The organism is Neisseria sp. P0020.S005 (assembly GCF_051957055.1).
In the GTDB taxonomy this organism is placed as follows: Bacteria; Pseudomonadota; Gammaproteobacteria; order Burkholderiales; family Neisseriaceae; genus Neisseria; species Neisseria subflava_A.
This window is the reverse complement of record NZ_JBQCWV010000013.1, coordinates 22,515-35,408: the sequence shown is the minus strand read 5'-3', so window position 1 is coordinate 35,408 and position 12,894 is coordinate 22,515. Positions and strand designations below refer to the sequence as shown.

The following is a 12,894-nucleotide window of genomic DNA, read 5'->3' as shown; positions in this document are numbered from 1 at the left end:
AGGCCGTCTGAAAGGAAATTTTTTGAGCAAGCGCAATCTGTTTTCCGTCGATAAATCTTTGGAGCAGCCCGAACGCGTCCTCTTAGTCGGCGTGATGCTGACGGCGGACTATTCCGGCGCAAACGAAACGCGCGAGCGCGGCTTTCAGACGGCCTTGACCGAAGCGGCAGAATTGGTGAGCGCGGCCGGCGGCGATTTGGTTTCTATCGAAACTTCACGCCGCGATAAACCGCATCCGGCTTTGTTTGTCGGTACGGGCAAGGCGGAAGAGTTGGCGGCAGTGGTCAAGCAGCATGATGTCGGGCTGGTCGTGTTCAACCACGAACTCACGCCGACACAAGAGCGAAATCTGGAAAAAGAGCTTCAATGCCGCGTCCTCGACAGAGTGGGTTTGATTTTGGCGATTTTTGCCAAACGCGCCCAGTCGCAGGAAGGTAAGTTGCAGGTGGAGCTGGCTCAGCTGAACCATTTGAGCGGACGGCTGGTGCGCGGTTATGGACACCTGCAAAGCCAAAAGGGCGGCATCGGCTTGAAAGGGCCGGGCGAAACCCAGCTGGAAACCGACCGCCGTTTAATCGGACAAAAAATCACGGCATTGAAAAAACAGCTTGCCGATGTCCGCAAACAACGCGCCACGCGCCGCAAATCGCGAATGAGCGGCCGTCTGAAAACCTTTGCCATTGTCGGCTATACCAACGCCGGAAAATCCAGCCTGTTCAACCGTTTGACCAAAGCAGACGTATTGGCGAAAGACCAGTTGTTCGCCACTTTGGATACCACTGCGCGACGGCTTTTCCTGTCGCATGAGGCGAGTGTGATTTTGACCGATACCGTCGGCTTCGTCCGCGATTTGCCGCACAAGCTGGTGTCGGCGTTTTCCGCCACCTTGGAAGAGACGGCGATGGCGGATGTGCTACTGCACGTCGTTGATGCGTCCAATCCCGATTTTGAACGGCAGATGGACGATGTCAACGAAGTCTTGGAAGAAATCGGCGCGCATGAAATTCCGCAATTGGTGGTGTACAACAAAGTTGATTTGCTGCCGTCGGGTGTGCGTGAAGCAGGCATTTTGCGCGACAATTCCGGACATGCCGTCGGCGTGAATGTTTCCGTCGCCGAAAGTTTGGGCTTGGATGGTTTGCGCGAAGCGATGATTGAATTGGCCGTACAGCCAAGTGATTGATAGTATGGAATGAAACAAGGCCGTCTGAATATTCAGACGGCCTTACCGTAAAATTTTAAATCCGAGGATTATGCCGACAGAGGGCTTTTCTTTTTGAACACGCTTTCGTAAAGCATCCAAGCGGCGAGGCTCAGGTATACGGTGCTGGATAAAATGCCGATAACGGCAAAGATAGGCATAAGGCGATCAATCATGGTGAGGTTTCCCAATAAGTTAGTTTTATAAGTAAATGTGTGTTTTTTATTTCCGTCTTCGCGGAATGCCTAAAGTATGCTGCTTAAATGGATTGAGGTCAATAAAAAATATATTTGAATTTTTAAAAAAGTTCCATTTTTACATTAAAATAATTGGAAGTTTTTAAAGATAAACGGTATTTATATATTACCGTTCATCATCTGATAAACGGTCAATACTTTGTTTTCCATATTTTTTATAAAATTCGACAGTCTATTAATTCAAAAGTAAATGAAATGAGGCGGAAAAACGCTTTTTGCTAAAATGTAACACCCTGAAACGATTGTTTCAGGCCGTCTGAAAAATAAATCGAACACATGATGACATCTTCCACACATCCCCAAAAAAACTGTTTCCATTGCGGACTTGAAGTCCCGGAACATCTGCATCTGACGGTTCGTTTTGAAGACGAAGAACACGAAACTTGCTGCGCCGGTTGCCAAGCGGTGGCGCAGAGTATTATTGATGCAGGTTTGGGCAATTATTACAAACAGCGTACTGCAGACGCGGAAAAATCTGAATTGCCACCACCGGAAGTGTTGTCGCAATTAAAGCTATATGATTTGCCCGAAGTGCAGGCTGATTTTGTCGAGGTTGGCGCAGGGGATGAGCGCGAGGCGGTGTTGATGCTGGGCGGCATTACCTGCGCCGCGTGTGTGTGGCTGATTGAACAGCAGTTGTTGCGTATGAAGGGCGTGGTGCGCGTGGATTTGAATTACAGTACCCACCGCTGCCGCGTGGTGTGGGACAGCGCCCACATTGAATTGTCGGACATTTTGCTGAAAATCCGCCAAACCGGTTATACCGCCGCGCCTTATGACGCGCAAAAAATCGAAGTGCAGGCTCAGAAAGAGCGCAAACAGTTTATCGTCAGATTGGCTGTGGCCGGTCTGGGTATGATGCAGACGATGATGTTTGCCCTGCCGACTTATTTTTACGGCGGCGACATCGAGCCGCTTTATTTGGAAATCCTGCATTGGGGCGGCTTTTTGATGGTATTGCCCGTTGTGTTTTACAGCGCGTTGCCGTTTTACCGCGGCGCATGGCGTGACTGGAAAAACCGCCGTGTCGGCATGGATACGCCGATAGCCATTGCCATTGTGATGACCTTTATCGCCGGTATTTACAGCCTGGCTACCAACGCAGGGCAGGGCATGTATTTTGAATCCATCGCCATGCTGCTGTTTTTCTTGTTGGGCGGACGTTTTATGGAACAGATTGCCCGACGCAAAGCCGGCGATGCGGCGGAGCGGTTGGTCAAACTGGTTCCGGCATTCTGCCACCGTTTGCCGTCTTATCCTGAAAGCGATGCCATCGAGGAAGCCGCAGTCGTCCGCCTTAATATCGGCGATACGATTGTTGTGAAACCCGGCGAAGTCATTCCGGTGGATGGTACGGTTTTATCCGGTGAGAGCGAAGTTAACGAAGCCATGTTGACCGGTGAAAGCCTGCCCATCGTGAAAAGGCCGTCTGAAAAAGTAACCGCCGGCACGCTCAACACCAGCAGCCCTTTAATCATCCGCACCGACCATACCGGCGGCAACACGCGCCTGTCCCATATCGTCAAACTGCTCGACCGTGCGCTGGCGCAAAAACCGCGTGCCGCCGAGTTGGCCGAAAAATACGCGTCCAGTTTTGTGTTTAGCGAGCTCTTGCTTGCTATTCCCGTTTTTATCGGCTGGGCGTGGTATGCCGATGCGCACACCGCCTTGTGGATTACCGTTGCCCTGCTGGTCATTACCTGCCCGTGTGCCTTGTCGCTTGCCACACCGACCGCGCTGGCCGCTTCGACCGGTGCGCTTGCCAAAGACGGCATTCTCATCAGCGGCAAACAAAGCCTGGAAACGCTTGCCCGAATTGACGATGTTGTGTTCGATAAAACCGGTACGCTGACCAAAGGGCAGCTTTCCGTCAGCCGTATGTTGTCCGCAGGTCGTCTGAACGAAGCCCAAGCCCTTGCTATCGCCCAAGCATTGGAGCAGCAATCCGAACACCCCATCGCCCGTGCCATTTTGAACCATACGCTTTCAGACGGCCCTGTATCCGAGCTTGATGTGAAAGTGCAGCAACGGGTCAACCGTATCGGACACGGCGTCAGCGCGCAAATCGAATTTGATGGCGAAACCCAAGTTTGGGCTTTGGGCAAAGCGGCGTTTGTTTCGGAAATTGCCGGTAATCTGCCCGAAGCCTTTGCCCATATCGACCACACAGGCGGCATTATTTTCTTGGGCAATCAAAGCGGTTTTCAGACGGCCTTTTTGCTGGAAGACCAAATCAAAGACAGCGCCGTTGAAATGTTGCAAAACCTGAAACAACACGGCATCCGTCTGCACCTTTTAAGCGGCGACCGTCAAGCTGCCGTAGCCCAAGTCGCGCAAGAGCTGGGTTTGGACGCTTATTGCGCCGAAGCCACGCCTGAAGACAAGCTGGCTTATGTGGAAAATTTGCAAAAACAAGGACGTAAAGTCATGATGATCGGCGACGGTATCAACGATGCCCCCGTACTTGCCCAAGCCGACGTATCGGCCGCCGTAGCCACGAGTGCCGATGTGGCGCGAGACGGTGCGGATGTGATTTTGCTCAATGATGATTTGAACGTTTTACCCGTGATGATGGAACAGGCACGCCGCACCCATCAAATCATCCGCCAAAACCTGACTTGGGCGAGCGCATACAATCTGGTTGCCGTTCCGCTGGCCGTGTTTGGTTACGTTACCCCGTGGATCGCCGCGCTCGGCATGAGTTTCAGCTCGCTACTGGTATTGGGCAATGCCTTGAGATTGTTGAAAACCAAAAAGGCTGTCTGAAAACGGCAAATCCATTGCTCAAACGAAAGAATACGCCATGCCTAAAGCCACTTTTTATACACACGTCGCCCAGCCGGCCGCCTTTTCCTGCCGCCTGATTGCGCGCGCCATACGCGATGGCGGGCAGATTTTGGTGTGGTCGGATTCTGCTGCGGCAGTGCAGCAACTCGACATTGATTTGTGGCAGCAGATTCCCGAAAGCTTTATTCCGCATGAAGTCTGGCTGCCTACCGACCCCATGCCGTCTGAAACGCCGGTATTGCTTGCATTTGGAAATGCATTACCGAATATTCCGCAGGATTGCACGGTTTTGAACCTGTCTGCCGATTTCTGGAGCCAAGCCCCGGCCATTCCAAACCGTATCCTTGAAATTGTGGGCAACAGCTTAGAAGATTTGGCCGAAGCCCGAGACCGTTTCCGAGCTTATCGTCAGAGCGGATTTGAGATTGAGCATTTTTCGAGAGAAGGGAAGGATTGAGGGTTGAAACAGCAAGGTTTTAATAAAAAAGGCCGTCTGAAATAATAAAGTTTCAGACGGCCTTTTGATTGGCTGGAATTAGTTGCCTAAGTCGAATGCTTTATGCAGAACGCGGGTGGCCAGTTCCATGTATTTTTCGTCAATCAGGACGGATACTTTGATTTCGGAAGTTGAAATCATTTGGATGTTGATGCCTTCTTCTGCGAGGGTGCGGAAGATTTTGGCAGCTACGCCGACGTGTGAACGCATGCCCAAGCCGACTGCGGAGACTTTGCATACGGTGTCGTCGCCGTCGATGTAAGCGGCGCCGATGCTGTCTTGGCGTTGTTGCAGGAGTTCGATGGTTTGTTTGTAGTCGCCGCGTGGAACGGTGAAGGAGAAGTCGGTTGTGCCTTCACTGCCGACATTTTGGATGATCATGTCGACTTCGATGTTGGCATCGGCAACTGCGCCGAGGATTTGGTAGGCAACGCCGGGTTTGTCAGGTACGCCGCGTACGTTGATGCGTGCTTGGTTTTTGTCGAATGCGATACCGGTTACGGCTGCTCTTTCCATGTTGTCGTCCTCTTCAAAGGTAATCAGGGTGCCGTTGCCGCCATCTTGCAGGCTGCTGAGTACGCGCAGGCGCACTTTGTATTTTCCGGCGAATTCTACGGAGCGGATTTGTAAAACTTTTGAGCCGAGACTGGCCAATTCGATCATTTCTTCAAAAGTGATCGTATCCATGCGGCGCGCTTCGGGTACGACGCGCGGGTCGGTGGTGTAAACGCCGTCCACGTCGGTGTAAATTTGGCATTCGTCGGCTTTGAGGGCTGCGGCGATGGCAACGGCGGAAGTGTCCGAACCGCCACGGCCGAGGGTTGAGATATTGCCTTCGCTGCTGATGCCTTGGAAACCGGCTACGATAACGACTTTACCGGCGGCCAAATCGGCACGCATTCTTTCGTCGTCGATATTTTCGATGCGGGCTTTGGTGTGGGAAGTGTCGGTTTGGAGGGCGACTTGCCAGCCGGTGTAGCTTTTGGCGTCAATGCCAATGTCTTTCAGGGCCATGGCCAGTAGGCCGATGGTTACTTGTTCGCCGGTGGCAAGGACGACGTCCAGCTCGCGCGGATCGGGATGCTCTTGCATTTCGTGCGCCAGTGCGACCAGTCGGTTGGTTTCGCCGCTCATGGCGGATACGACGACTACGATGTCGTGTCCTTCGGCGCGGGCTTTGGCGACACGTTTGGCTACGTTTTTGATGCGTTCGGGCGAGCCTACTGATGTGCCGCCGTATTTATGTACGATTAACGCCATGTTTCGTGCTTTCTTGTGGGGGTTGTCGGGCAGCTTGGTTTGCTGGAAAAAGGGTTATTATTACTATTTTTTACATGAAATTCAAGGATGGGACGCGCTTTTTTGAGTAAATACGCATAAAGGGGTTTGGTTAAAAAAGGCCGTCTGAAAGTTTTCAGACGGCCTTGCTGATTATCGGGCCAAAAGGGCGGCCTGCTGGTGTTGAACCAATTCGGCAATGCCTTTATGCGCCAAGGCAATCAGTTTGCCCAATTCTTCGATGCTAAACGGCGCGCCTTCGGCCGTACCTTGGATTTCGATGATTTTGCCGGAAGCGGTCATGATGATGTTAACGTCGCTGTCGCAGCCTGAATCTTCGGGATAGTCCAAGTCTAAAAGCGGTACACCGCCCACCACGCCGGCGGAAACGGCGGCAACGGCTTCACGGATAGGGTTTTCGCTGATAAGGCCGTCTGAAAGGAGTTTGTCCACGGCGATTTGCAGGGCAACGTAGGCACCGGTAATGGAGGCGGTACGCGTGCCGCCGTCGGCTTGGATAACGTCGCAGTCAATCAGGATTTGGCGTTCGCCGAGTTTTTCCATATCGACGACGGCGCGTAGCGAGCGGCCGATTAGGCGTTGGATTTCTTGTGTGCGGCCTGACTGTTTGCCCGCGGCGGCCTCGCGGCGCATACGGGAGGCGGTGGAAGCCGGCAACATGCCGTATTCGGCAGTCACCCAGCCTTGTTCTTTACCGCGTAGGAAAGGGGGAACGTTTTCATCGATGGAGGCAGTGCAAATCACTTTGGTGTTGCCACACTCGATAAGGCAGGAGCCGTCGGCGTGTGGCAGGAAATTGGGCGTAATTTTGATGTTGCGCAGGCTGTCGGCGGCGCGGCCGGTGCGGGTGTAGTCGCTCATGATGGTCCTTTGGGGGAATAAAAAATAGGTTGCCTTGGATTATAGAGGAATTTGGCATCAAAGGCCGTCTGAAAATCGGCGGTCGGGTGTGTTATAGTGTCCATACTTTCACTCGTATTTGGAAACGGAGTAAAACCATGGCTACAAGACGAACTATTCAAATCCACAGCATGACCGGCTTTGCTAATGCCGCAGGCGAATGCGGCGGCAAGCGGATTAATTTGGAAATCCGCGCGGTCAACCATCGTTATTTGGATGTCCAATTCCGTATGCCGGAAGAGTTGCGCTATTTGGAAGGCGCGTTGCGCGAGCAGATTGCCGCGGCTGTGGCTCGCGGTAAACTGGAATGCCGTGTTCAGCTGCAAGATGCGGCTTCTGGCGGTCAGACTTTGGAAGTCAATCAGGATTTGGTCTCACAGCTGGCGCATTTGAACAAAGAATGGCGCAAGGAACACAATTTCGGCAAGCTGAGCGTGGCCGACGTTTTGCGTTTCCCCGGCGTTTTAGCAGGCCAGGGCGAAGACTCCGAGGCTTTGGCGAAAGGTGTCAAAGATTTATTGACCGGCGCGTTGAAAGAGTTTACTGCCGCCCGCAAACGCGAAGGTAAAAAACTGGGCGAACATTTGCTGCAACGTCTGGACGGCATGGAAGAGATTGTAGACGCTTTGAACGAATTGTTCCCAAGCCTGCTGCAGGCGCATATGGACAAAGTCAAAGCCCGTTTGGCAGAAGCCGTCGGTAATATCGACAACGACCGCTTGCAACAGGAATTTGCTTTATTTATCCAAAAATCTGATGTGGATGAAGAATTCAGCCGTTTGCGCACCCATATCGCCGAAGTACGCCGTATCGTTACCGAAGGCAAGGGCAGCGCAGGCAAACGTTTAGACTTCTTGATGCAAGAGTTGAACCGTGAAGCCAATACTTTGGGCAGCAAAGCCATCGCTGCCGAATGTACGCAAGCGTCGGTTGAACTGAAAGTCTTAATCGAGCAAATGCGCGAACAGGTTCAAAATATCGAATAAATCGATCATGAACAGATAAAACAAGGTCGTCTGAAAAGTTTCAGACGGCCTTTGTGTTGATATAGGGTGGAATCGTTGTGGTGTGTTTTTAAACATTATTGGATGGCGGATTTCCTGTTTTGTCACTGTAATTGCACACAAGAGTTAATATGTGTTAAATTATGGCAATTATTGTCATGATAAAAACATACACAGGAGAAAAATCATGAACTTTTTGACCGCTATCAGTCGGCAAATGACCCGCTTCACCGCCCTGATTATCGTCCTTGCCTCCATCATCGCCTTTATCGAACCTGCCACTTTTTCGTGGGTAAAAGGCGATACGCAAGTCGTCGTACTCGGTATTATCATGCTGGGTATGGGCATGACTTTGGGCAAAGAAGATTATCAAATTTTGGCGCAACGTCCGCTCGATATTTTCATCGGCGCAATCGCCCAATATACGATTATGCCGCTGCTTGCCATCGGTATTGCCAGAGCCTTTGACCTTTCGCCCGGATTGACGCTGGGTTTGGTTTTGGTCGGTACCTGCCCGGGCGGTGTTTCGTCCAATATTATGAGTTTTTTGGCTAAAGGCGATGTTGCCTTTTCGGTCGGCATGACCACTGTTTCCACCGTCCTCGCGCCTGTGATGACGCCATTGTGGATGACTTATCTTGTTGGTCAAACCGTCGAAATGGACGGCTGGGGTATGTTCAAATTTATGCTGCTCGTTACCCTGTTGCCTGTCGTTATCGGTTCTGTCGCCAATATATTGCTGCATAAAAAACATTGGTTTGAAGACGTGCGCGCGATTATGCCGGCCGTTGCCGTTGTCGCGTTTGCCTGTATCGTCGGCGGCGTTGCTGCCGTTCACGGCCACCGCTTTGCTGAATCCGCTTTTGTTATGGTACTCGCCATCGCTGCCCACAACATCGGCGGCTACATCCTCGGCTATTACAGTGGCGCGCTGACCGGCATGAATACCGCCAAAAAACGCACCCTTGCCATCGAAGTCGGCGTACAAAATGCCGGACTTGCGACCGGTTTGAGTGCTAAATTTTTCCCCGGTAATGCCGAGTCCGCCGTTGCCGCCGCTGTTGCCTGCGTTTGGCACTCCGTATCGGGAACGGTTTTGGGCAATTTGTTTGCCTGGTGGGACAAGCGTAAACAATAAGCTGTAAACATTGCCAGATAACAAAAGGCCGTCTGAAACACTTCAGACGGCCTTTTGATTGCCTTTTATCAATGCGCTTTATGCGTCGTGCTGTACACGATTTTGTCTGTTAAAGCCATGGCGAGGGCGGAAATTAGGAAGCAGATGTGGGTAATACATTGCCACATGATTTGTTTTTCCGACAGATTGGCGGCGTTGAGGAAGGTTTGCAGCAGGTGGATGGAGGAAATGCTGATGATGGACATTGACAGCTTAACCTTCAAAACCGAAGCATTGACATGACTGAGCCATTCGGGCTGGTCGGGATGTTCTTCAACGTGCAGGCGGGAAACGAAGGTCTCATAGCCGCCGACAATGACCATGGTCAGCAGGTTGGCAATCATCACGACATCAATCAGGTTCAATACGGCGATCATGATGGTGTTTTCATCCATGATGCTGAAATTGGATACCAAGTGCCACAAGGATTTGAGGAACTTACAGGCATAAATGACTTGGGCGATAATCAAGCCTATATAAATCGGCAGTTGCAGCCAGCGGCTGGCGAAAATGAAATGCGCGAAGATGTCCATTCGATCGTGGGCTGTGCGTTTGGTTGGAGTGGAATGTTCCATAAAATGTGTTGTGTGTGGGAAAGATAAGGGGCGGCATTTTAATGGAAAAGTTTTTAAGCTGCAATTTGAGTGGCTGAATTTAAAAAGAAAGGCCGTCTGAAAACAGAATATCGTTCCTTGTTTTTCAGACGGCCTTGTAGGTTGTCAGAACAGGTAAACACGCGCAAAATCGCTTTGCTTTTTAGAGATGGACATTATGTTTGCAGATTCGTTTTTTTATTATCTGGTGTTGGTCGGCTTTGCCGCCGGGCTGATGGATGCGGCGGTTGGCGGCGGCGGACTGTTGCAGATTCCCGGATTGTTCAACCTATTGCCAAATACCATGCCTGTGGCCTCGGTGATGGGTGTCAATAAATTTGCTTCCTGCTGTGGCACGTTGACCGCGACGGGGCAATATCTGCGCCGAATTCCCGTGCCGTGGAAAATGCTGCTGCCTGCCGCGGCGTTAGCATTTGCCGCTTCATATTTGGGCGCGAAAACGGTGGTGTATTTCCCCGTGCAATACATGAAACCGGCAATGCTGGTCATCATGATTGCCATGTGCCTGTACACTTTTTTGAAAAAAGACTTGGGGCAGACGGTGCGCACTGAAAAGCTGACGCGCCGCGAAACTTTATGGGGATTATTTTTCGGCGCGTTAATCGGGTTTTACGACGGCGTGTTCGGGCCGGGAACGGGCAGCTTATTGGCTTTTGTGTTTGTCCGCTTTTACGGCTATGATTTTTTAGCGGCCAACGCCTCGGCAAAGGTCATCAATTGGACGATTAAAAATGGAATGTTATTACGGTAAATGATTTGAGACGTTCTAACAACTGGAAAAAACGATTCATGAGTACATTCATTATTACAACCATGAGCGCATTCAGGGGAAACTAAAAGGACTGAGCTCTGTGAATTACAGAACTCAGTCCTTGAACTAAATCAGTCTAACTTTTGGGGTCAGATCATTTTACGGAGCTTTTTTTGTTGTGTACTTTAAGCCATTTTTGCATTTGTTCAATTTCCGCTTGTTGTGCGTTAATAATATCCTCAGCAAGCTTACGCATCTCAGGATTTTTTCCGTATTTTAATTCAACTTCCGCCATTTTTACTGCGCCAATATGGTGTGGCAACATACCTGCTGCAAAAGCAACATCAGGATCTTTATATTGCGCAGCTGCCATCATGTCTTGATTCATTTGATTCATACCTTGCATTAATTCTTGTTGCATTGCAGAACCTGTCGACATTGGCATATTCATGTGTGCTTGATGCGGTTGTTCATTAGCTTGGGCATAATTTGAAATTGCAACAGCGCTAAGTGTGATAAAAGTCATAAGTTTTTTCATGTTTTTCTCCTATGTGATAACTGAAGGAGCACAAATTATAAACTTTTACCTAAGGTTAAAGTCAACATTTATTCCGAAAATGTTTGGTGAGGTGCTAAAAGCTAAAATAAGAAAATATTTGAGCTGCGCTACGGATTTATGTCGCTGCTGTGCCTGACCATTGGAAAGTTTGCTTGGGATTTATTGGGTTGATATCGAATGAAAAAAAGGCCGTCTGAAAGTTTCAGACGGCCTTTGCGTTTTACAGTTTAACCGAATGCTCGCGTGTTTCGTGGAACACGATATCCGGCCAGCGTTCTTGCGTCAGGTTCAGGTTGACGCGGTTAGGCGCGAGGTATGCGAGGTTGCCGCCTGCGTCTATCGAAAGGTTGCCTGCGTTGGCTTTTTCAAATTCCGCCAGCTTTTTCTTGTCTTCGCACGATACCCAGCGTGCCGACCAGATGGATGCGCTGTCGAACACGGCTTCTACGCCGTATTCGTTGGCCAGTCGCGAGGTAACGACTTCAAACTGCAACACGCCGACAGCACCTAAAATCAAATCTGCACCGCTCATCGGTTTGAAAACCTGTACCGCGCCTTCTTCGCCAAGCTGTTGCAAGCCTTTTTGCAGTTGTTTGATTTTCAGTGGGTTTTTGATACGAACGCTGCGGAACAGTTCGGGTGCGAAGAATGGGATGCCGGTAAACGCCAGTTGTTCGCCTTCGGAGAAGCTGTCGCCGATTTGGATGTTGCCGTGGTTTGGGATACCGATAATGTCGCCGGCGTAGGCTTCTTCCACCAGCTCACGGTCGTGCGACATGAAGGTTACTACGCTGGAGGCGGAAATTTCACGGTTGATACGCAGATGTTTCATCTTCATGCCGCGCTCGAATTTACCGGAGCAGACGCGCAAGAAGGCGATACGGTCGCGGTGTTTCGGGTCCATATTGGCTTGGATTTTGAAGATAAATCCGGAGAACTTCGGCTCGTCCGGCTCGACCATGCGTACGGTCGCGTCGCGCGGTTTCGGCGCAGGAGCCCATTCAATCAATGAATTGAGGATTTCCTGAATACCGAAGTTGTTAATTGCCGAACCGAAGAACACGGGCGTGAGTTCACCGGCGAGGAATTCGTCAAGGTTGAACTTGTTAGAAGCCGCCTGCACCAATTCGATTTCGTCGCGCAACTGTTGGATTTCCAATGGAAAGCGTTGTTCCAATTCAGGATTGTCGATGCCTTTGATGATGTCGAACTCGTGCGGCAGACGTTCGCCGCCGGCGTCGAAGAGATAGATTTCGTCGTTCAGGATGTGGTACACGCCTTTGAAGTTTTTGCCCATGCCGATCGGCCAAGTAACGGGCGCGCAGCGGATTTGCAGGATGTTTTCCACTTCGTCCAGCAATTCCAGAGAGTCGCGCACTTCGCGGTCGTATTTGTTCATGAACGTTACAATCGGCGTATTACGTAGGCGGCAGACGTTCAAGAGTTTGATGGTTTGCGCTTCCACACCTTTTGCCGCGTCAATCACCATCAAGGCGCTGTCAACGGCGGTCAATACGCGGTAGGTATCTTCGGAGAAGTCTTGGTGTCCCGGCGTGTCCAAGAGGTTGACGGTATGGCCTTTGTAGTCGAACTGCATCACGGATGAGGCTACGGAAATGCCGCGCTGCTTCTCGATGTCCATCCAGTCGGAGGTGGCGAATTTGCCGGTTTTCTTGCCTTTTACTGTACCCGCGCTCTGAATCGCACCTGAAAACAGCAAGAGTTTTTCAGTCAGCGTGGTTTTACCCGCGTCGGGGTGGGAGATGATGGCAAACGTGCGGCGGCGGCGCACTTGGTCGAGGATTTCTTGGGACATGGTTTTCTTTGCAAAAAGTTTCAGGCCGCTTTT

At 50.8% G+C, this 12,894-nt stretch carries 11 protein-coding genes and 2 pseudogenes; 7 read left to right on the top strand and 6 right to left on the bottom strand.

From position 1 onward, the window contains the following. The first annotated feature begins 22 nt into the window (after positions 1-22). Complete coding sequence (hflX, locus tag ACTHTU_RS10015; protein WP_440362457.1) at positions 23-1,183, top strand: GTPase HflX; 1,161 nt, start codon at positions 23-25, stop codon at positions 1,181-1,183. Between the two features lie 68 nt (positions 1,184-1,251). On the opposite strand, the gene ACTHTU_RS10010 is transcribed toward hflX, so the two are convergent. After that, the gene (locus tag ACTHTU_RS10010) at positions 1,252-1,377 is read right to left on the bottom strand and encodes a hypothetical protein (protein ID WP_003678791.1); all 126 of its coding nucleotides are present in this window, start codon (positions 1,375-1,377) and stop codon (positions 1,252-1,254) included. Positions 1,378-1,737: 360 nt separating this feature from the next. Between ACTHTU_RS10010 and ACTHTU_RS10005 the strand changes: the two genes are divergently transcribed. Beyond that, a complete protein-coding gene (locus ACTHTU_RS10005; RefSeq protein ID WP_440362477.1) occupies positions 1,738-4,224 on the top strand; it encodes a heavy metal translocating P-type ATPase in 2,487 nt (828 codons plus the stop codon). A gap of 37 nt (positions 4,225-4,261) precedes the next feature. Then, complete coding sequence (locus ACTHTU_RS10000; protein ID WP_440362456.1) at positions 4,262-4,702, top strand: DNA polymerase III subunit chi; 441 nt, start codon at positions 4,262-4,264, stop codon at positions 4,700-4,702. Positions 4,703-4,780: 78 nt separating this feature from the next. Here ACTHTU_RS10000 and ACTHTU_RS09995 read toward each other — a convergent pair whose 3' ends face one another. Continuing rightward, positions 4,781-6,001: an aspartate kinase gene (locus ACTHTU_RS09995; RefSeq protein WP_070583623.1), complete on the bottom strand. Its 1,221-nt coding sequence runs from the start codon at positions 5,999-6,001 to the stop codon at positions 4,781-4,783. A 171-nt stretch (positions 6,002-6,172) separates the two neighbouring features. Next, complete coding sequence (rph, locus tag ACTHTU_RS09990; protein ID WP_003686003.1) at positions 6,173-6,901, bottom strand: ribonuclease PH; 729 nt, start codon at positions 6,899-6,901, stop codon at positions 6,173-6,175. 137 nt (positions 6,902-7,038) lie between these two features. Between rph and ACTHTU_RS09985 the strand changes: the two genes are divergently transcribed. Further along, positions 7,039-7,926: a YicC/YloC family endoribonuclease gene (locus ACTHTU_RS09985; RefSeq protein ID WP_440362455.1), complete on the top strand. Its 888-nt coding sequence runs from the start codon at positions 7,039-7,041 to the stop codon at positions 7,924-7,926. Positions 7,927-8,131: 205 nt separating this feature from the next. Beyond that, complete coding sequence (locus ACTHTU_RS09980; RefSeq protein WP_107858252.1) at positions 8,132-9,082, top strand: bile acid:sodium symporter family protein; 951 nt, start codon at positions 8,132-8,134, stop codon at positions 9,080-9,082. Between the two features lie 68 nt (positions 9,083-9,150). On the opposite strand, the gene ACTHTU_RS09975 is transcribed toward ACTHTU_RS09980, so the two are convergent. Further along, on the bottom strand, positions 9,151-9,696 hold the full coding sequence (locus tag ACTHTU_RS09975) for a TIGR00645 family protein (RefSeq protein ID WP_440362454.1): 546 nt from the start codon (positions 9,694-9,696) through the stop codon (positions 9,151-9,153). A 196-nt stretch (positions 9,697-9,892) separates the two neighbouring features. On the opposite strand from ACTHTU_RS09975, the pseudogene ACTHTU_RS09970 reads away from it, so the two are divergent. Both ACTHTU_RS09970 and ACTHTU_RS09965 read left to right on the top strand, forming a co-directional pair. Then, positions 9,893-10,459, top strand: a pseudogene (locus ACTHTU_RS09970) (sulfite exporter TauE/SafE family protein); the annotation flags it as partial. After that, a pseudogene (locus ACTHTU_RS09965) lies at positions 10,446-10,616 on the top strand (IS3 family transposase); the annotation flags it as partial. The pseudogenes ACTHTU_RS09970 and ACTHTU_RS09965, both read left to right, overlap by 14 nt. A 24-nt stretch (positions 10,617-10,640) precedes the next feature. On the opposite strand, the gene copM reads toward ACTHTU_RS09965, so the two are convergent. Next, on the bottom strand, positions 10,641-11,024 hold the full coding sequence (copM, locus tag ACTHTU_RS09960) for a CopM family metallochaperone (RefSeq protein WP_440362453.1): 384 nt from the start codon (positions 11,022-11,024) through the stop codon (positions 10,641-10,643). Between the two features lie 241 nt (positions 11,025-11,265). Continuing rightward, positions 11,266-12,861, bottom strand: a complete 1,596-nt coding sequence (locus ACTHTU_RS09955) for a peptide chain release factor 3 (RefSeq protein WP_440362452.1) — start codon at positions 12,859-12,861, stop codon at positions 11,266-11,268. Positions 12,862-12,894 lie beyond the last annotated feature (33 nt).

Excerpts from the sequence above, each read along its gene's own strand:
- ACTHTU_RS10010 (WP_003678791.1), bottom strand. The coding sequence starts at position 1,377 with ATGATTGATCGCCTTATGCCTATCTTTGCCGTTATCGGCATTTTATCC.
- ACTHTU_RS10005 (WP_440362477.1), top strand. The coding sequence starts at position 1,738 with ATGACATCTTCCACACATCCCCAAAAAAACTGTTTCCATTGCGGACTT.
- ACTHTU_RS10000 (WP_440362456.1), top strand. The coding sequence starts at position 4,262 with ATGCCTAAAGCCACTTTTTATACACACGTCGCCCAGCCGGCCGCCTTT.
- ACTHTU_RS09995 (WP_070583623.1), bottom strand. The coding sequence starts at position 6,001 with ATGGCGTTAATCGTACATAAATACGGCGGCACATCAGTAGGCTCGCCC.
- rph (WP_003686003.1), bottom strand. The coding sequence starts at position 6,901 with ATGAGCGACTACACCCGCACCGGCCGCGCCGCCGACAGCCTGCGCAAC.
- ACTHTU_RS09985 (WP_440362455.1), top strand. The coding sequence starts at position 7,039 with ATGGCTACAAGACGAACTATTCAAATCCACAGCATGACCGGCTTTGCT.
- ACTHTU_RS09980 (WP_107858252.1), top strand. The coding sequence starts at position 8,132 with ATGAACTTTTTGACCGCTATCAGTCGGCAAATGACCCGCTTCACCGCC.
- ACTHTU_RS09975 (WP_440362454.1), bottom strand. The coding sequence starts at position 9,696 with ATGGAACATTCCACTCCAACCAAACGCACAGCCCACGATCGAATGGAC.
- copM (WP_440362453.1), bottom strand. The coding sequence starts at position 11,024 with ATGAAAAAACTTATGACTTTTATCACACTTAGCGCTGTTGCAATTTCA.
- ACTHTU_RS09955 (WP_440362452.1), bottom strand. The coding sequence starts at position 12,861 with ATGTCCCAAGAAATCCTCGACCAAGTGCGCCGCCGCCGCACGTTTGCC.